The sequence below is a fragment of the Gracilibacillus sp. D59 genome (assembly GCF_052246695.1).
Lineage (GTDB): Bacteria > Bacillota > Bacilli > Bacillales > Amphibacillaceae > Gracilibacillus.
Map to the genome: position 1 here is coordinate 284,457 of NZ_JBQQCK010000001.1, position 18,446 is coordinate 302,902.

Below are 18,446 nucleotides of genomic sequence, written 5' to 3' on the forward strand. Positions count from 1 at the left end.
ACCCTCACCTCTTTTCGACCTTCTATCTAATCTGTATAGAAAGGAGTTTTACACCGTATGTAAAACTCCTAACCGCTTTATTGCCAGCCGTCTACCCCATACTCCTCTACATTTTCTTCATTAATAAGAAACGTATCTACTGGGGTTCTCTCTTCGTAATCTTCACCATTTAAAATTTGATACGCTACTTCAACAGACTTTTCTCCGATAGAAATCGGGGATTGGGCCCCGGTACCTACGAATTGACTACCTTCTGCGATTTCAGCTTTTGCATCCGGAGAACCGTCTACACCATAAATCGCAATATCCTGCACATTATTTGACTTTGCTGCCGCTAAAGCTCCTAATGCACTTGGATCGTTTCCTCCCATGATTGCAATAATGTCAGGATGTGCTTGCAGAATATCTTCCGTAATACCTAAAGCAGTCTCTAAATCTCCTTTGGCATCTTGTTGTGCCACAATATCAAAATTATGACCGTCAATTGCTTCCATAAATCCTTCTATTCGATCATTAATCGAATTCATTGTCGGGCTGTCGAGAATCGCTATTTCCCCACCATCAGGAAATCTTTCCACTAAGTCTTCTCCTACTACTTTTCCTGCATTTTTGTTGTCAGATCCTACATACGCTGTCACATATTCAAAATCCTTGACTTCTGTGTCATAATTAATAATCGGAATACCAGCTTCTTCTAACATTACTAACGCAGGTCTGATTCCTTCCCAATCAACTGGATTTAGAAAAATCGCATCGATATCCTGGGCAATCATGTCCTCTATTTGGTTGATTTGCAACTCCACATCCATCGCGGGATTGGTTGTGATCAACTCATCTCCATTCGCTTCCACTTTTTCTCTAATTGCTTCTTCTAAGACTTGAAAAAAAGGATTGTTTTGCGTCATCGAGGTATATCCGAATGTATAGCCATCAGAGTTCTCTTCATCAGCGTCATTCCCCAGATCCTTTTCCCCATCACTTTGTGTGTCCTCATTACAAGCTACTAACAATAAGACAAATGAGACTGATAATAATAAAAATAATAACCATTTCCTTTTCATAGCTGACCTCTCCCTTTTAAATTTTTAATAAATCACGTAATTAATGTGATTATTAACGTTATCCATCCTATTGTAAAAAGATGTCACATATGACTAGTTCCACTCCAGATTGTTGAATGATTATATTCTGATTGTCAGGTGGCATTTTGTCTGTAAAAATACGGTGGACGTCGTGTAAGTCACAAATCTTGTGAAGATAATTTTTTTCAAATTTAAAACTATCAATAAGCAGATTTACTTCATTCGATTGCTTTATTACCTTTTGTTTAATTTGAACCTCCAAACTGTTCGAGTTTGTAAATCCTTTCTCCACAGAAAAACCGGAAGCGGAAAGAAATGCCTTGTCAAAATATAAATTTCCCAGATGTGACTGGGTAATAGGTCCAACTAAAGACTTGGTGGATTCTCTATAAATACCACCTAGTAAAATTTTTTCTTTGTTTGAATCCTGATTCTGAGAAACGATGTTCACTCCATTTGTTACAAGTGATATCGCCAGGCTACTTGATAAATAACGGGAAAAATGGGAGGTTGTTGTGCCAGCATCAATAAAAATAGAATCGCCATTCTGAACATATTGCGCTGCAAGATAGCCAATCATCTTTTTTTCTTTTACATGTAATGCATTGCGGCTGTTAAAAGTAATATCCGTATTAGCAGATAAGATAGCGCCTCCAAAAGTTCGTTTTGCTAAGCCGTGTTCTTCTAGCTTCTCTAAATCTCTTCTTATTGTCATTTCTGCTACGTTAAATTGCTTTGATAAATCATTTACTTTTACCGCTTCTTCTATTTTTAATAAATTATAAATCTTGTGTTGCCTTTGATTGAGGGATTTTTCCATATATTTATTCCTCACTCCATGCATGATATTTTATTTTTGTTCGTTAATGTTTAAATCGAACATTTTTAAAACATTATGTGTGAGAAAAAGAAAATATACTTGAAAAAACATAAAAAAATCGCTATCTATTTTTAGATAGTGATTGAAAGAGTCGATAACTACAATTTATTTATCATTCATTTTAATCCTTCACTAGAAGAATAATTGGATATATATATAAGTTAATACAAAAAGCAATTTATATGCAGATGAAAAAGGGCAAATGATTATCTAGTATATTGTACTAACGAAGCAAGTTGGTACAATAAGGAGATCAATAAAATAGAAGAAATAAATCTTCTTTTGATGTACAATGACCCTAATCAAATATTAGTTATTTATAATAGTAGAATTACGAATTTCTTAAGGGGAATAAGCTATGGCGGTTAAAACAACTTTTTCAACTGATCATCTTAAAAATATACTTTCATATTACAGCCTAGGTGAACTTGAATATGCTTACCCAATTACCTCAGGTACAGTTCAGACTAATTATTTTATGAAGACAACAACCGATAAACTTGTTTTTAGATATTATGAAAATCGTACTAAAGAATCGGTTTGCTTTGAAATTAACTTAATAAACTATTTAAAAGATAAAAACTTTCCTTGTCCCACTCCATTATGTAATCATTATGGACAGTATATTGGTATCTATCATGATAAACCATATGTTTTATTTCATTTTATTGAGGGTGAGCATATAGATAATCCAACATATAATCAAAAAAAACAGTTCATTAGAAAAGTTGCAGAATTACACAATATTACTAAAGGCTATAAATCGGATTTAATACAGTACCGCTTGAATTACAACGTTGAACAATGCGAAAAGTTAGCTCGGGAAAGTGCTGAAAAGATTAATACATTAAATGCTCAAGAAAAACTAAAGTGGTACATATATCAACTAAATCAGCTAAAGCTTCCTTGCTCATTGCCAAAAGGTATTTGTCATAGTGACTTTCATTTCACAAATGTCCTTTATCAAAATGACAAATTTAAGGCTCTAATAGACTTCGATGATGCCAATTATACCTTTTTAGCATTTGACCTTGTGTGTTTGATAGAACCGTTTAAAACTAGCTTTGATTGGGATACTTGGGAAAAATTCAGTTTAGAAGAAAATGTTTTTGATATTAGTAATGCAAAGAAAATAGTATTAGAATATTCGAATTATAGACCACTGAATAAATCTGAAAAAGTACATTTATTTGATTTAATTAAATTTTCAATTTTAATTGATTGTATTTGGTATTTTGAAAGAGGTAATGTAAATGATTTTTTCGAAAAACGAAAAATTGACTACCTTGATAAATTAGGCAGAGATAATTTTTACAGGGAGCTATTCAGATAAGAAGATTATGCAACTCCTTGCCATCATTGAATCCATCGTTTAAATGTTTTGGCCTTATAGTGTTAATGGGGTGGTACTCTTCGGGAAAGAGGAAACTTCAATTATTGGAACAGGGTCTTAAAACCATCTGGACTATTTTATTTTAGGTTTATAGTGGTAAAAATTACGAGAGGATTTGGGAAGACAAAAGATTTTTTCCTTTTATGCAGATGAATCTATAAAACAATTACTATCAGAATTCTTTTTAATAGAGTACCTTAAAGTAGTACCCAAAAAAACTAAAAAAACAAATTAAAAGTATATAGATTATCTACATACTTCAGGAAATTATGGGTGTATTGTAACTGGTGTTCCTATTGGAACAATACTAGCTAATTCCTCAATATCTCTATTATACATCCGAATACAACCTTTAGATACAGCTTTACCGATCGAACTTGGGTCATTTGTTCCGTGAATTCCATAATGTTGTTTGGATAAACTCATCCACATTGTACCAAACGGGCCACCAGGGTTAGGAGCTTTGTTAATAATTATATAATTCCCTATCGGTGTATCATGTAACATTCTTCCTACAGCTATGGGATATTGTTTCTGCAGAACTCGACCTTTTAGTAACTTTAGCCATCGATTGTTAATAGACACATCAATCTGGTATGGGATTGCACTTTGTGGCGGAAAACCTGGAATAACAATTGATTGACCAGGATATATAATGTTGGGGTTAATAGATGGATTAGCACGGATGATTTCATTTAGTGATTTTCGGTAATCTAAAGATATCTGAGTTAGTGTTTCACCGGATTTAACTATATGGATAATTCTTAACACCTCCATAGAGTTTAGAACTTAATACATTCTATGTAGAATATAAAAATAGTTTCATCTATAATCCTGAACCGGCACCTTTGCAAAAGAAGAGCAGTTATTTCTTTTATTAAGAGTAAGAAGCATAGAATTACCAAGATTCGTGTAGATCATTTTCAACTAACGAGTTGCAAGAGTCAACATAGGCGATCATTAATTTTATCGTTTGTTCTTATTTAAATTTCCAAATCACCATTTTGAATAGTATATTAAAATTAGTTGAAGAAAAGGGGAATTCATTTTAATGTATGATAATCAAAATAAAATAATTACTACTAAAAGGTTATTTTTAATACTGTCTCAACCAACAGAGGTTACTATGCTTTAATTTGTTCTACAAACAAATGCGATTCTTCAAGAAGACAACTCCGCTATTTGTAGAAGTGAAGTAGTAGGAATGATGAATAGAAATTTGCTTTCTGATAGTAGGAAAAAGGAGGGAATACCTTGAGAATATCAGTTAGATTATTTTTGGGGACTTTTGTAATTTGCTATATCCTTTTTATTATTTTTAATACTATTTTTGATGGTAGAGACCATATAGAAACCACATTGTTATCAATTGGTACAATTATAATATTATTGCTATGTTACTTAATTTCCCTTATTCATTACTTGATAGAGTTACATCAAAAAAACTGATAGAATTTGTTATTTAATTATGGGTGTGTCTCTTCATGGAGAAAAAGCTCACTGTTTTTTCGCTGTAAGTTAGATACTGGAGGAGAAAAACATGAAAATTTTTGATTCACACTTACATATTATTGACACGAAATTTCCATTGATTAAAAACCAAGGATATATCCCTGATCCTTTTACCAGTCAAGATTACCTCCACAGTGTAAATAATTTTAATGTGGTTGGAGGAGCTGTTGTATCAGGCTCTTTTCAAGGATTTGATCAATCCTATTTAATCGATGCATTACAAACCCTTGGTGAAAATTTTGTTGGAGTCACTCAGTTACCTTACACTACACCAGATGATGAAATCATTAAACTACACAAACTTGGTGTGAGAGCTATTCGTTTTAATGTCAATCGTGGAGGTTCTGAGGATATCTCACGTTTGGATTACTTTGCTAGAAGAGTCTATGAGTTAGTGAATTGGCATACAGAGCTATACATCAATTCTAAATCCTTAACGGAGATAGCAACAACAGTCGAAAAGCTGCCTGCGGTTTCTATAGACCATCTGGGTTTATCAAAAAGTGGCTTTTCCACCCTTTTATCTTTAGTAGATAAAGGAGTGAAAGTAAAAGCGACTGGTTTCGGAAGAATTGATTTCGACCCAGGAGAAGCAATTCGGAATATATATTCTATCAACCCAGATGCATTAATGTTCGGAACAGACTTACCTTCAACAAGAGCAAATAGACCTTTTAATGTTTCTGATTTAGAGCTAGTTTACGATGTTCTTGACGAAAATCAAGTTGAAAAGGTTCTATATAAAAATGCTTTTAATTGGTACTTAAAATGAAATCTCTTAAACGCTATTGTATTAGTTGATACCCTAACATGCATTACCTACCTTTTTCTGTATTGAGCTTAAGTAATGCATGTATTTTGAAATGGGCGCGCACTTTCCAATCTTTATCCTTCTTTTCTTACCAAAATAGAATAAGCTCCACTGAACATAGCAAATAACAAACCTGTAACAGGAAACACTATCCAATTAATCTGCCATTGACCGTAAACGAGACCACTTATTAAGAAAACAATGACAGCTAACGGCCAAATAATCGATGCTACCGCACCAATAATACGGTCTCCTTCTTCTTCTTTTGCTTTTTTTCTTTGAGATTTACCCTTTAGTAGCTTTTCGTATGCAGCATAAACATTACCAAAATAGACAAATAAATATACTGCTATAGAGACAAGTACTAACATAATACACACACCAAAATTAGCTGCTTGTTCGTTAAAAGCTATCATGGTAAAGAGAACAGCTGGTGAGAAAATAATGAGAACAACTCCAATAATCATTACTGCCATATAAGTTGGTTGGAAAGCATCCTTCTTTGCCCTAACTTTATCCTTAAGCCCAATTGACAAATCAAAATCTCCTTCGAAACTGATAGATTTATACTTTTCTAGTTTCATCGCAGCATAAATAAACAAACCAACTGCAATCGCTACACATAATAGAAGAAAAATTAATCCAACATATGTTCCTGTTTCCGTAGAGATATTAATGAACCCATTTTCAATTATACCAAGTAAAAGAACAAGCATTGCAGCACCTAAAATACACAAAGTCGCTCCTATTCCGATCAACTTACCTGTTGTTCTATTTGTGTTGAGGTATTCCTCCACTTCAGCCTCTGTTAGTAATGGCTTTGACCTTCTATCTTCCTCAAGTGAAATCCCAAATTCTTCAATAATTTCGTCAATATTACCGAATTCTGAAATAACAATACCTACTGCTTCATTCTCCGTCTTACCACCCTGTTTTAATTCATGATATTTATCCTCCATATTAGCTAAAAGCTCATCTCTTAATTGTCTCATTTCAGGTGATTTAGGTAATGAAGAAAACATATTATCCAAGTAATTAATAATGGTATCCATTATAGAAACTCCTCCTTTATAAATCGATTAATCACTTCTTTTGTTAACTCCCACTCTCGACATTTTTCTTTATAATAAAGCAATCCTGCTTCGGTCATTTTATAATACGTTCGTTTTTTCCCGAAGGTTTGTTCTTTATGGAAAGATTCAATAAAGCCTTTTTTCAATAGTCGGTTGAAGGCTGAGTAAAGAGTAGTTTCTTTGATGACGTACTTTTCATCGGATAGCTCTTTGATTCTTTTTGATATTTCATATCCATATGACTCTTTTTCTAACAGTAAATAAAGAATGATTGTATCATTGTATCCACGAATAACATCACTACTAATCAAAAAGCTGATCCTCCTTTCCTTAAAATCCATATACTTCATCTGTCGTAGTAATTTCATTTTATCACAATTACTACGACAGGTGAAGTAAAATATTTTGAAAATTTTTACTTAAACAAAAAGATGGCGTGAAATATCAAATCACACCATCTTTTTATTGCTTTTTTAAAGTTTAATGCGCCATCATCTCATGAGCAATATCATGTCCACCCATTTCTGATGGATAATAGGTAGGCCAGTTTGTGACTTCCTCCAATAAAGCCTCTCGGTCGACACCCCAATACAGGTGATAATGGTCAGCTTCAGTCGGATAGATACTATGATCACTAAATTGGATATACTGAGGAAGTTCTTCAGCTTCTTCAGCTAGTGTAAATATGTATCTGACTCCTCTATTTCCCGCATCATATGTTAGAATTTCATATCCATCATAGACATACTCACCTGAATTTTCTTTACCGTCTTCAAAGAAAGTTACAGTATCTCCTTCAATTACGATACGATCAACATCTGTCTGATACCCTTCATCATAATACTCCTTATACTCTTCAGCTGTCTTATCACCCTCTTCTTCCTTGTGGGCAAATACCTCATCAAGCGTACCATCTTCTAAATATGGATATACAGATTGCCAGTCTCCTTCCCAATCTGAAAGTGGACGATCCTCTACCTGGCTGTCTTCAAAATAACCGGCATAAATTTGTTCTGTTTCTTCATCATGCACATGACTGTGATCATGATCATCTTCTTCGTGTGTATGTTCGCCATCTTCTTGTGTTTGGCTTTCAGAAGTTTGTTCTTGTTCTTCAGACGAGTTTTCTGTAGCTGATGAAGATGTTGTTGTTTCATTATCTCCAGACCCGTCCTGTAATGAATTTGTAGCCTTGCACCCAACTACTAAAAGTAACATACTGATAACTAAAACTCTTAACCCTTTTGCACATGACATTTTCATTTTACAACACCCCTCCTCAAAGCGTAATGATTACGATTTATAATTATACATATACCTTATGTTCTCGTCAAGAAAAAATTGGTAATAGTTGTGGGTTAAGTCAGTGGCAATTGTAAAAGTATCGAAATGTAAGCTAAATACTAGTCTTAGCCTAAAAAAAGAACCAGCCATATTCACTACAAAATATATGCGGAGTATTTATTGTGGTAATGATGGATGCCTCCTCCGAATATAAAATACGCCTACTTAGACACAAAAAATAGCCCCCTTTAAAAGCGCTATCTCAATTATTACTTTGCTACTGTTAACTCCTTACCACTAATTATTTTATATATTTTCGAAGCTCTATTTTGATGATCTAGTGTTACATACCTAGCACCATTTTCTTCAACCAATGTAAAACCACTATGATCAGAATATAAATATAACAAGTATGTTTTCCTTTCTGCATCAGACAGTTTAAAATTCAATTGATATTTTGGAGAGTGTTCTAGATCTATTACCCCCAATTCCCAATCAAGTGTCTCAAAAACATTCACTAACTCAGTTAATGTTTCGCCAGTGATTTCTTGAAAGTCTTCATATTTATTAGCATCTCCTACTTGCTTTTTTACTGTTATCACATCATCTGCCTTACTTTTGGTTTGGGTGCTTGCTTCAGTAACTTCCTTCTCAGTAACAACCTCTTCTTCTTGCTTTTCAGTATTAGTATTATCTTCTTTTTGTTCACTGGTCTCACTTCCTTCACAACCAACTAAGAATAAGATAAAGAAAAACACAAAAGTTATATATATTTTCTTTCTAAACACATCATCACTCCCTTTTTTAAGTTAGTCGATACATTTGGTGAAAAGTTACACCAATAACTTTTTATCCAAATAAAAAAGCCTATCGCATCACCTAAAAGGGATACAACAGACTTATCTTTATCTTGGATTCCTGCACATTGCCGGTATTAAGAATATATCTACAAATAACCAAATCCATAGTACGACTAACGGAATCCAACCAATTAGGATCCAAGTAGTAGCCCATCCCACAACACCAAGTAATAATTGGGCAATACCACTTCCGGTTCGACCTGTATAAAAACGATGCACACCGATTTGTCCAAAGAAAAACCATAATAAGTATGCAATCACTAAGCTTCTTTCCTTCATCATATTAACTCCTCTCATTACAAAATTACACTAGTTCATTTTATCATGTGATCGATTATAATGTTTGTAAAACGAATTAAGAATACCAATTGTATATCCTGGTATAAAGTTCGTATTTACATTTAAAATAAAGTTACACAGAATAATAATAAATAAATTTATTTTGCCCGTATCTTTCCATTCCCTAAATTAGTTATATAAGTAGAGAGGTTAAAAAGGAGTGAATGAATTGAATGCTAACACTGCCAATCAAGGAGGTCATCATGTGAAAGTACAAAAGCTATATCCCGGGTTGAAGAGATATTCTTATTTCCTTACCAAAAATAAATGGGATGCTGAAGATCTCATGCAAGAAACTTTCTTTAAAGCGATTAAATATTATCATTCGTCTGAAATAAGCTCAGCACTTTTGAACAAGATTGCTTATCATCAATGGATTGATACCGTAAAGAAAAGAAAACTTGAGGTTGTTAATACAGTAGAGGATGAAGGAAAAGAGGACAATGTACGCAAGACAGACAGAATAATTGATTTGGTCAAATTATTAGTGAGTAATTTAACTCCAAAACAAGCAGCCATTTTCATCTTGAAAGAAGCATTCAGTTATCAATCAAATGAAATAGCGGATTTGCTGGACACAACAGAAATGGCAGTCAAATCTACCCTTCACAGAGCGAAAAAAAGATTAAAGACCGACACCTCCCTTCAATCCATTGATTCTTTTTGGCAGGAAGAAGAGAGAGAAATATTATATAACTCGCTCTATCAGTCCCTTCAGGCAGATGATCCAGTTGTATTAATTGATTGTATCTCCACTTTGCATTTGTTGGCAGAACCACAGCAAAAGCATTCCAATTCACCTCTCAATATGTATTCTATGGCCGCATAGAAAAGGAGGAAATGATATGGCTACCGTTCCATATGTAATTGAACAGTCAAGTAACGGAGAACGTTCATACGATATTTACTCACGTTTGTTAAAAGATCGAATTGTTATCATAGGCGATGAAATTAATGATCAAGTAGCAAATATTGTTACAGCCCAACTGTTGTTTCTGGAAGCAGATGATCCTGAAAAAGATATTTCCATTTATATTAACTGTCCAGGTGGATCCACCTCAGCAGGATTTTCAATTTTTGATACGATGGAACTTATAAAACCGGATGTTAGAACTATTTGCACGGGGTTGGCTGCATCTTTTGGAGCCCTACTGCTTCTTGCGGGGACAAAAGGAAAGAGATATGCTCTTCCCAACAGCGAAATAATGCTTCATCAACCTAGCGGTGGAACAAAAGGTCAAGCGACGGAAATTGAAATTACAGCTCAGAGAATCTTAAAACTGAAACATCACATTAACAAAATCATCTCTGAGCGAACAGGTCAAGATGTTGGAAAGGTAGCAATAGATACAGAACGTGATTACTTCTTAAGCGCACAAGAAGCAATGGAATACGGGATTATTGATCAAATTATTAAGAAAAGCGCATAACACCCATCTGGAAATTAAGTTTGCATACCGTGAACAGGAAGATGGATTTGAAGAATAAACCAATCCTTTTCAATCTCTGCTTCCATTTTCCCATCCATCTTTTCTACCAGTTTTTTAGACAGATAAAGGCCTAACCCACTTGCTTCAGCATTCGTTCTACTGGTAACTTCCGTATAAAAACGCATAAATACTTTTTCTACCGCAACTTTACTATCAGGTTTGATGTCATTTTTCACAATAATGACGGATAGCTATCTTCGTTTCTATAATGGATAACCGCTTGACTTTTGGCATAACGAATAATGTTTTGCACGATATTTTGGATAACGCGAGTAAGCATTAATGGATCGGCAATAACTTGTCGGTCCATTATTTGTCCAGGGAATTGAAGCCCGATGTTTTTTTCTTCCAATTGCTCATAATAGGACAAAAAAATTTCTTCGACTAAATTGGGGAGAGAAACGGAAGTTAATTCTATTTCTTTTTGATTCGTTTCAATCCGTGCTAAGTCATAAAAATGATCGGTCATAAAGTGCTGGTGTTTCAATAGATTGTCCCATTTTTTTTCGTGCATATTGCAACCCCTTCTTGCTGTTTTCTCCAAAAAGTTCGATTTCGCCTTCATCAATGGTACTTAACCCCATGATCGTGCGCATAAATGTTGATTTTCCTGCGCCATTCTCACCAATTAATCCATAAATCATACCTCGTTTAATGTCGATCGATACTTTATCAAGCGCATTGTTTTTGCCATATTTTTTGGAAACATTCGTTGCTTTAAGAATCGTTTCTGACATATATATTCACCCTTTCGATGTTGATAAAGTGGTTAGTGAAACTTATCAGGGTGTTAGCGTCTGTTATTCCCCACTTAGCTTCTTTGATTTACTCAAATCTTGAAGGGGGTTTTACGGACGATTAGCACCGTGATAATCTTATAGTAAGTGGTAGGTATAAATAATTTAACTAGAAAAGTATAAAAAAAGTGTAAAGAATTGCTCTAATCACTTTATACATTTGAATAAAGGAGAAAATAAAAATATGTGAGGAAGTAACGTGGCAATACTTCAGGAGGCACTTTTACTGTTAAATAGAAATGATTTTAACCTTTATGTTCAGCAATCAGACCTATGGCCGATTGCTGAACAGTCCAAACTTAAATTACACTCAGATTATATCCATTTTCATTCTGTTTTTAACCAATCTTTAATATTATTGTTAATTTTGTTTACCCCTGCGTATTCACTAAGTGTTTCCACAACACTATTTAAAGGAAGTACATTATACGTATAGGGTAGTTCCTCATCATAATTATATTCAAAGGTAAATGGTTCTGACGGTGGATTCATTTTATCCATATTCTCACTTCCCACAATATGAGAAGACCACGCCCAATTTCCGATTGTTGATTTGTCATACCATGTAAACCCTCTAGTAAATAGATTTTCACCATTATTATCCCAACTGCTTCCTGTATACGTTCCATATTTATTTGATATTTGGGAATTTACAATTAAATTTCTATTATAAGCGTCATGGAATAGCTCCGCCCATTGTGCATCCATGTTTTTGGTATCTAATCCTTGTATTTCAGCACCTATAATTGGCTCATTAATGTCATGAAATACAGAAGTATCTGCTGCAATCGAAGCACCGTTTCTTGCATTAAGAGCTCGTGAAAGTGTATCTCTTCCATGCTCAGAAATAGCACTTACATTTTCTAAAACATCTTCATGAGTTGAGTTGTCTAAATACAGATTGTATGCATGACCAGTACCTTGACGAATCATTGGAACTCTCTGCCCAATATTGGTATAACGATTATAGGCAAGAGTTAATCGGATTCTTTGATTACCATCTTTGTAATCTTTTCCACTACTACTTACATAATCTACATAGTCCTTATCTCCTGAACCAGTTAAATGCACCTTACTGTGATAGGCGGAATATGCCATAATCTGTTCTTTGGTCGCACCGCCATTACGCATCTTATAATACACACTATCTATATTAAGTTCACTTGCAGCATATTTTTCTTCCATAAACTGAATCGATTGATAAATATCACTATCTTCTGGCGGATTCTCGTTTGCAGGTAATCCAAACTCAGACCATGAAATAGTTATATTAGAGCCACCATTCTCTGTATCAATTAAACCATCAGATGCAATGGAAAATTTACTATGGTCGATCCAAACGTTATTCGCCCCATTAACCTTTATAAATGTCCAGCCTACTTCCTTATGTCTTCCAGTATCATCCCATTGCCACATTCCATCAAAATTGAGATTCCTTATAACAACATCATTCGTTGATCTTTGTAAATTTATTTCTACATGCCTAATTGTTTTTCCTTTCTTCGAAAAAATAGTTAACCCATTCACATTATTTACATCTAATTGTGAAACACCGGATGAAGCTAATATTGGATTGGTAAATCCATTCATAGGATCCCGATATTCCCTTATAAAACGATACTTTTTAGCTTCTTCTTCACTCAGATTTAACTCTTTCCACCCTAGGTTTAAATCTCTCGCCACTTCAATTACTTTGACACTTCCATTTCCTGCATCCAAAATCGCCTGTAAAAACTCTCGTTCTGTTTTAACCTTTCGATAATAAGAAGTATCAATGTATTGACTTCGGTCATTAACCCCTAATGATGCATAACCAGTTACGGAAAGATAACTATCGTCATAGTCCTTGATATTTCTTGTTGTGTTTGGAATAGAATCAATCTCTGATGCGTTTGTTACGATAGTTTCACCCCATAATAACGATGACGTAAAAAAGGATAGAACCAACAACCATATTGCCGTCTTTTTCATTTTCATAACATTACCTCCTGTTAATAAAGTGAGACTATGATCAGTGGGGTTTTGACCCCCACTGATCATATCCTTGTGTTAATTGAAGCTTGTGTGGTGCTTACAGACGGTAAGCACCGTGGTAAAGGTTAAAAATGACGATAAGTAATGTATATTCAATATTTGTTGTTTCAATACAATCACTTTCTTACCTTCTCATGAAAACAGCAGACGTCCTTAAGATTTAATCCCAAATGCTAAGAAAATGATTATCTGATTGTAGGACAGATTAGACGAATTTTATAGTTCTTTGAGTGCAAAAAAAAGCCACACTTTTGCCCAAAGTGTGTCAACATAAAATATTTAAACAATAACGATTGAATCCAAAAACAATTGATATAAAGCGTTAGTATCTGTAACTGATGCTATCATCGCATTTAAATATGCTTCTCTATCAATTTTTTCATATTCCCATTTATACCCCATCGTCATGGCATATGCATGGAGGAAAATTCGAATCGTTCTTCCATTCCCTTCACGAAAAGGGTGTAATAAATTTAATTCAGATTTGAAATAAGCTAAACGCTCTGCAGCTTTGTCTTTATTTTCCCACCCGGACTCATTATTTAATTCCTCAAATAGTTGTGCCGCGTAGGAAGAAATAAACTGTGCCTGACAAAAACGTGTATTACCTTTAGACAATTGCACATTTCGGTATTGTCCGGCAAACGGGTAAATATCCTGAAAAAGGTAACGGTGTAACTCCTGAAAGTCACTTTCTTTAAATGATTTGATCCGATTCTGTGTCCGTTCCAATTCTGCTGCACGCACTGCAAAAGCAAATGCCTCAGCTTCTTTCAGTTCCTCGTATGTCTCGGCTCCTAACAGATTTACCTCTAACAAAAACTGATCATTTTGTTCATTATTATACTTATCCATTCTTCCATGCTTCCTTAAGCACTGAAGGAGTAATTTTCATTCCTGAGTTTACTAATGATAATATTTGTTTTTGACGTTTCTCATCTAAGTGAAGCTGTTCAATATGTAAATTATGAATAATTCGTTTAAACTCTTCTGAATCTAACGTAAGTTTTTTCACGAAAATGCCCCCTTCCTATAGAATGACTTACCTAGTTATTATAACAATTTTTAAACTTAGATGACATTTCTTTGTATGAAGATAAAGTGAGACTATGGTCAGTGGGATTTCACAGACGGTTAGCACCGTGATAAAAAGAATGGCGATTTTCTATTTTTTAAGGGATTCACTCGTTTTTTGGATGCGCGAATGCCGATTATATCCTTTTTTTCGGGATTCATCCGTTTTTTTGATACGCGAATACCGATTATACGCTTTTTTTCGGGATTCACCCGTTTTTGGGATGCGCGAATGCCGATTATATCCTTTTTTTCGGGATTCACCCGTTTTTGGGATGCGCGAATGCCGATTATATCCTTTTTTCGGGATTCACTCGTTTTTTTGGATGCGCGAATACCAATTATATGCTTTTTTTCGGGATTCACTCATTTTTTTGATACGCGAATGCCGATTATACGCTTTTTTAAGGGATTCAATTGTTTTTTTGGTGCGTGAATACCGATTATATCCTTTTTTTCGGGATTCACCCGTTTTTTGGATGCGTGAATACCGATTATACGCTTTTTTAAGGGATTCACCCGTTTTTTGGATGCGCGAATGCCGATTATACGCTTTTTTTCGGGATTCACCCGTTTTTGGGATGCGTGAATACCGATTATACGCTTTTTTAAGGGATTCACCCTTTTTTTTGGATGCGTGAATACCGATTATACGCTTTTTTCGGGATTCACACCGCTTCTTACGTGTGTGAATCCCTATTATATGTTTCGTTCTGTTTTTTATATACGTGAATCTGGATTATTTCGTCTTGTGTAGTACGCACCCTTTTTATTTCCTTTTTTCTCAAAATTTTTAGTTAAAGTATATTGAATACGTTCTTTAGAAACATTTGGTCCACACCATTCCGCCATTCGTTTAGTCGTTAGTTTTTCTTCTGTAAAAAGAAATAGATGATCTTGAATGTTTCGTAAAATAGCGTCTTGCACTAGCTCTTGATTACCACAGGTGGAGCATATGACAAGTCGACCATCTGTATTTTGTAAAAAAGTATTGCATTTTTTACATGGAATGCCTTTTTGTAATTCATCAAAATGATAACTTGGTAATTGTAAATAGGGAGACTTGCTAAGTGCACGCTCTTTTAATTTGGCTGCTAATGAATGGAAAGTAGGAGCTATTGGTATATTTTGCTGAAATTGATGGAAATAACGATTCAACTGTGTAGGTAGTAAAATTTTAGGATGGCGCGATTCGAGGTATAATGTGAATTCAGGGTTAACAAAAACAACATGTGCTTGAATGGGAATGTGAAATCCTAATCCTGATATCAATTGACGAAGTAATGATTCTGACCTCTTCAATTGAATTAATGGATCATCGACTTCAACACCTTGTTCCAGGTAGAGCTTGTCCTTCTCATAATAATATTCGCCTTGATAGTTTTTCACTTCAAATAAATGGAGTTGATTGTTAATGATATGAATACTGTCGATTTGGAAGTAGCGATTTTTGAAGGAAAGGGAGAGGTCTTGTAAGGTATTTTATCAACGAAGGCATCGAATAATAATTCGCCTTGATATCCTATTTGGAGCTTTTTATATTTTTTTCTTTCTTCATTCGATAATAACTTTCTTCTGTTTAAAGCGTCATACAACTGTAACTCATACGGTTTATCCCGCTGCATCTTATCAAGCTTCCTTTCTATTATTCTGCTCTAAAGATAACAAAATCTCTTGTGATAGTCTAGTAGTAAGATAAGCTGCATGATTAAAAAAGTCACTCCAAAAATACTTGAGGAGTGACTAATATTTTCAAATTAAGATGCTATTACTTCAATACCACCACATCATATGCATGCAGTTGCTTCTTACCATTTATAGTCTTGCCACTTAACAAGTCAGTCATTTCTTGCTTTAACTCCACAACCTGTTCATCCTTTGAATAATTCATCAAAACAAAGAGCGTTTCACCATTTTTCTCACGTACTGCCAATTCAATCTCTTCTGTCAGCTTAAACATATCCTTATAGTCTGTCACTTGCAGATCCTCCAAGACCATTGTGGCAATTTCATAATCGAATACTCCTCCGAAATAATAGGCTTTCCCTTTTCCAACCTTTCTCTTCGTTAGTGAAGGCTTTCCTTCATAAAAAGCATTTTCATATGTTCCCACAACTTCTACGTCATCATCTTCTATTCGAAGCACTTCGTTAAACCCAAAAGTCTCAACCAATTTTTTATTAAATAACCTCACATCAGGGTTTTCCTGCCAGCCATTCAACAATGTATATTCCTCTACCGTGATGCCTACTAACTCTTTAATAGTACCTGGAAATGCTTTCATATACGGCTGACCAGTTACATCCTTGTAGCCAGTTCTTGAGCCAAATACTATTTGACCACCTTGCTCGACGAATTGGGTCAGAAGTTCAGCAGTACTTTCTGTCATAATTGCAGCATGAGGGTAAACAAGCACTTCATATTTTAATAAATCATCCAGCTTTGTTTCAGTATGCACATTAAAAATATCAACCGGGATATGATGATATTGAAATGCTTTAAACCACGCCTCACGACTTTTTCCAATAAAGCTGCCATACCATTTATCCTCTTCGCCATCCCATTCATTATCATAATCCATAAGAATGGCGGTCTTTGCAACATAACTTGAACCAAATAATTTCGAACCAATTGTTTTAATTTCATTGCTCGTTTGTTTAATTTCACTTATTCTGCGATTCGGCAGATTATGATAATCATTAATTCCGTGCCAATATATCTCTGAACCTTTCGTAGCTGTACGCCATCTGAAATACAGCAGTAAGTCTGCGCCGTGTGCCATTGATTGATACGTCCACAAACGCAATTGGCCCGGTCTTGGTGTCGGCTGTTCGATGCGATTCACCCAGCCTCCCGGACCTGCTTGTTGTTCAAATATCGCAAAATTGCCACCCATGCTACGAACCGTACTTAAATTCAAACTCCATTTCCGATCTCGTAACTGCTTGGTCGATGAATCTTCTATAATTTTATTGAAATTCGGGTAGGAATCATAAGCATAAAAATCTAACGCATCCTTCGTCATGCGGTGATTATCAAGATGGCCAAACATGCCGTTCGTCGTCACCCATTGTTTATTGGTTAAAGAACGGATTAGATCGGACTGCATCTTCACAAAACGAATGGCGCTATCAGAGATAAAACGCTTCTCATCAAGACTTTGATGTGGATTCTGGGAGTTATTCACAGTTGGACGGGGTAAAAATACTTGCTCCCAATCTGTATAAGTCTGATTCCAAAATACCGTCCCCCACGCTTCATTTAAATTATCCAATGTACCGTATTTGTTTTTCACCCATTCACGAAATGCTAAGGTGTCCGCTTCTGAATAAAACATACTGATTTCGCAATTTATTTCATTATCAATTTGCCAGCCAACTACTGCCGGATGATCGCGATAATGCTCGACCATTTTTGTTACAATTCTTTTAGAAAGAGTGTGGTAAATTTCTGCATTGTAATTATAATGCCTTCTTGATCCATGACTGTAACGAACACCCTCTTGCGATGCATTTAACACCTCTGGATATTTCTCTGTTAACCAGACAGGAGGTGTCGCTGTCGGTGTACCTAATATTACTTTCAACTCTTGCTTCCCCGCTAAATCTATCGCCCGATCAAAAAGATCAAATGTAAACTCTCCTTCTGCAGGCTCAAAAATCGTCCATGCAAACTCTGCCATTCGCACGTACTCAAATCCTATTTCTTTCATTCGTGTAAAATCTTCTTCCCATAACTGCTCCGACCAATGTTCGGGATAATAACAAACTCCTAGTTTGATTGCTGTTTCGTTTATAATATTTTTCATTTGTTAAAC

At 34.9% G+C, this 18,446-nt stretch carries 19 protein-coding genes and 1 pseudogene; 4 read left to right on the forward strand and 16 right to left on the reverse strand.

The annotated features are described in order from the left end of the window. Positions 1-77: 77 nt before the first annotated feature. Together ACTWP4_RS01410 and ACTWP4_RS01415 are read right to left on the reverse strand one after the other, a co-directional pair. Positions 78-1,061 (reverse strand): sugar ABC transporter substrate-binding protein, encoded by a 984-nt coding sequence (locus tag ACTWP4_RS01410; RefSeq protein ID WP_443126970.1) that lies wholly within the window; start codon positions 1,059-1,061, stop codon positions 78-80. A 67-nt stretch (positions 1,062-1,128) separates the two neighbouring features. Beyond that, on the reverse strand, positions 1,129-1,902 hold the full coding sequence (locus ACTWP4_RS01415; RefSeq protein ID WP_443126971.1) for a DeoR/GlpR family DNA-binding transcription regulator: 774 nt from the start codon (positions 1,900-1,902) through the stop codon (positions 1,129-1,131). 418 nt (positions 1,903-2,320) lie between these two features. On the opposite strand from ACTWP4_RS01415, the gene ACTWP4_RS01420 reads away from it, so the two are divergent. Next, positions 2,321-3,295, forward strand: coding sequence for a homoserine kinase (locus ACTWP4_RS01420; RefSeq protein ID WP_443126972.1), 975 nt, complete (start codon positions 2,321-2,323; stop codon positions 3,293-3,295). Positions 3,296-3,622: 327 nt separating this feature from the next. Here ACTWP4_RS01420 and ACTWP4_RS01425 read toward each other — a convergent pair whose 3' ends face one another. Beyond that, entirely contained in the window at positions 3,623-4,117 is a 495-nt protein-coding gene (locus tag ACTWP4_RS01425) for a L,D-transpeptidase family protein (RefSeq protein WP_443127350.1), read from the reverse strand. Between the two features lie 778 nt (positions 4,118-4,895). Between ACTWP4_RS01425 and ACTWP4_RS01430 the strand changes: the two genes are divergently transcribed. Continuing rightward, complete coding sequence (locus ACTWP4_RS01430) at positions 4,896-5,639, forward strand: amidohydrolase family protein (protein ID WP_443126973.1); 744 nt, start codon at positions 4,896-4,898, stop codon at positions 5,637-5,639. A 113-nt stretch (positions 5,640-5,752) separates the two neighbouring features. On the opposite strand, the gene ACTWP4_RS01435 is transcribed toward ACTWP4_RS01430, so the two are convergent. From ACTWP4_RS01435 to ACTWP4_RS01455, 5 genes are all read right to left on the reverse strand, one after another. Next, positions 5,753-6,730, reverse strand: a complete 978-nt coding sequence (locus ACTWP4_RS01435) for a permease prefix domain 1-containing protein (RefSeq protein ID WP_443126974.1) — start codon at positions 6,728-6,730, stop codon at positions 5,753-5,755. Then, a complete protein-coding gene (locus ACTWP4_RS01440) occupies positions 6,730-7,062 on the reverse strand; it encodes a PadR family transcriptional regulator (protein ID WP_443126975.1) in 333 nt (110 codons plus the stop codon). Before ACTWP4_RS01440 ends, ACTWP4_RS01435 begins: the two co-directional genes overlap by 1 nt. A gap of 169 nt (positions 7,063-7,231) precedes the next feature. Then, a complete protein-coding gene (locus ACTWP4_RS01445) occupies positions 7,232-8,014 on the reverse strand; it encodes a metal-binding protein ZinT (protein ID WP_443126976.1) in 783 nt (260 codons plus the stop codon). Positions 8,015-8,304: 290 nt separating this feature from the next. Continuing rightward, positions 8,305-8,823 carry a hypothetical protein gene (locus ACTWP4_RS01450; RefSeq protein WP_443126977.1) on the reverse strand — a complete coding sequence of 173 codons (519 nt, stop codon included), beginning with the start codon at positions 8,821-8,823 and terminating at the stop codon, positions 8,305-8,307. A gap of 117 nt (positions 8,824-8,940) precedes the next feature. Continuing rightward, positions 8,941-9,174, reverse strand: a complete 234-nt coding sequence (locus ACTWP4_RS01455) for a TM2 domain-containing protein (protein ID WP_443126978.1) — start codon at positions 9,172-9,174, stop codon at positions 8,941-8,943. 265 nt (positions 9,175-9,439) lie between these two features. Between ACTWP4_RS01455 and ACTWP4_RS01460 the strand changes: the two genes are divergently transcribed. Further along, positions 9,440-10,063: a sigma-70 family RNA polymerase sigma factor gene (locus ACTWP4_RS01460; RefSeq protein WP_443126979.1), complete on the forward strand. Its 624-nt coding sequence runs from the start codon at positions 9,440-9,442 to the stop codon at positions 10,061-10,063. A 16-nt stretch (positions 10,064-10,079) separates the two neighbouring features. After that, entirely contained in the window at positions 10,080-10,664 is a 585-nt protein-coding gene (clpP, locus tag ACTWP4_RS01465; protein ID WP_443126980.1) for an ATP-dependent Clp endopeptidase proteolytic subunit ClpP, read from the forward strand. A gap of 14 nt (positions 10,665-10,678) precedes the next feature. Here the strand turns inward: clpP and ACTWP4_RS01470 are convergent, their stop codons facing one another. From ACTWP4_RS01470 to ACTWP4_RS01505, 8 genes and pseudogenes are all read right to left on the reverse strand, one after another. Further along, positions 10,679-10,849, reverse strand: coding sequence for a hypothetical protein (locus ACTWP4_RS01470; protein WP_443126981.1), 171 nt, complete (start codon positions 10,847-10,849; stop codon positions 10,679-10,681). Between the two features lie 47 nt (positions 10,850-10,896). Then, positions 10,897-11,238 (reverse strand): sensor histidine kinase, encoded by a 342-nt coding sequence (locus ACTWP4_RS01475; RefSeq protein ID WP_443126982.1) that lies wholly within the window; start codon positions 11,236-11,238, stop codon positions 10,897-10,899. Beyond that, the gene (locus ACTWP4_RS01480; protein WP_443126983.1) at positions 11,174-11,461 is read right to left on the reverse strand and encodes an ATP-binding cassette domain-containing protein; all 288 of its coding nucleotides are present in this window, start codon (positions 11,459-11,461) and stop codon (positions 11,174-11,176) included. The genes ACTWP4_RS01475 and ACTWP4_RS01480 overlap by 65 nt, the downstream gene beginning before the upstream one ends. Before the next feature lie 387 nt (positions 11,462-11,848). Continuing rightward, a complete protein-coding gene (locus ACTWP4_RS01485) occupies positions 11,849-13,498 on the reverse strand; it encodes a hypothetical protein (protein WP_443126984.1) in 1,650 nt (549 codons plus the stop codon). Between the two features lie 336 nt (positions 13,499-13,834). Beyond that, positions 13,835-14,410, reverse strand: a complete 576-nt coding sequence (locus tag ACTWP4_RS01490; RefSeq protein ID WP_443126985.1) for a Fic/DOC family protein — start codon at positions 14,408-14,410, stop codon at positions 13,835-13,837. Then, the gene (locus ACTWP4_RS01495) at positions 14,403-14,570 is read right to left on the reverse strand and encodes a Zn-dependent hydrolase (protein ID WP_443126986.1); all 168 of its coding nucleotides are present in this window, start codon (positions 14,568-14,570) and stop codon (positions 14,403-14,405) included. The genes ACTWP4_RS01490 and ACTWP4_RS01495 overlap by 8 nt, the downstream gene beginning before the upstream one ends. A gap of 779 nt (positions 14,571-15,349) precedes the next feature. Then, a pseudogene (locus ACTWP4_RS01500) lies at positions 15,350-16,093 on the reverse strand (nuclease-related domain-containing protein); the annotation flags it as partial. Between the two features lie 304 nt (positions 16,094-16,397). Then, on the reverse strand, positions 16,398-18,437 hold the full coding sequence (locus ACTWP4_RS01505; protein WP_443126987.1) for a beta-galactosidase: 2,040 nt from the start codon (positions 18,435-18,437) through the stop codon (positions 16,398-16,400). Positions 18,438-18,446 lie beyond the last annotated feature (9 nt).

What these genes read in the sequence shown, in the direction of transcription:
- ACTWP4_RS01410 (WP_443126970.1), bottom strand. Translation starts at nt 1,061, where the DNA reads ATGAAAAGGAAATGGTTATTATTTTTATTATTATCAGTCTCATTTGTC.
- ACTWP4_RS01470 (WP_443126981.1), bottom strand. Translation starts at nt 10,849, where the DNA reads ATGCGTTTTTATACGGAAGTTACCAGTAGAACGAATGCTGAAGCAAGT.
- ACTWP4_RS01485 (WP_443126984.1), bottom strand. Translation starts at nt 13,498, where the DNA reads ATGAAAATGAAAAAGACGGCAATATGGTTGTTGGTTCTATCCTTTTTT.
- ACTWP4_RS01435 (WP_443126974.1), bottom strand. Translation starts at nt 6,730, where the DNA reads ATGGATACCATTATTAATTACTTGGATAATATGTTTTCTTCATTACCT.
- ACTWP4_RS01490 (WP_443126985.1), bottom strand. Translation starts at nt 14,410, where the DNA reads ATGGATAAGTATAATAATGAACAAAATGATCAGTTTTTGTTAGAGGTA.
- clpP (WP_443126980.1), top strand. Translation starts at nt 10,080, where the DNA reads ATGGCTACCGTTCCATATGTAATTGAACAGTCAAGTAACGGAGAACGT.
- ACTWP4_RS01455 (WP_443126978.1), bottom strand. Translation starts at nt 9,174, where the DNA reads ATGAAGGAAAGAAGCTTAGTGATTGCATACTTATTATGGTTTTTCTTT.
- ACTWP4_RS01430 (WP_443126973.1), top strand. Translation starts at nt 4,896, where the DNA reads ATGAAAATTTTTGATTCACACTTACATATTATTGACACGAAATTTCCA.
- ACTWP4_RS01505 (WP_443126987.1), bottom strand. Translation starts at nt 18,437, where the DNA reads ATGAAAAATATTATAAACGAAACAGCAATCAAACTAGGAGTTTGTTAT.
- ACTWP4_RS01420 (WP_443126972.1), top strand. Translation starts at nt 2,321, where the DNA reads ATGGCGGTTAAAACAACTTTTTCAACTGATCATCTTAAAAATATACTT.
- ACTWP4_RS01480 (WP_443126983.1), bottom strand. Translation starts at nt 11,461, where the DNA reads ATGTCAGAAACGATTCTTAAAGCAACGAATGTTTCCAAAAAATATGGC.
- ACTWP4_RS01415 (WP_443126971.1), bottom strand. Translation starts at nt 1,902, where the DNA reads ATGGAAAAATCCCTCAATCAAAGGCAACACAAGATTTATAATTTATTA.
- ACTWP4_RS01445 (WP_443126976.1), bottom strand. Translation starts at nt 8,014, where the DNA reads ATGAAAATGTCATGTGCAAAAGGGTTAAGAGTTTTAGTTATCAGTATG.
- ACTWP4_RS01475 (WP_443126982.1), bottom strand. Translation starts at nt 11,238, where the DNA reads ATGCACGAAAAAAAATGGGACAATCTATTGAAACACCAGCACTTTATG.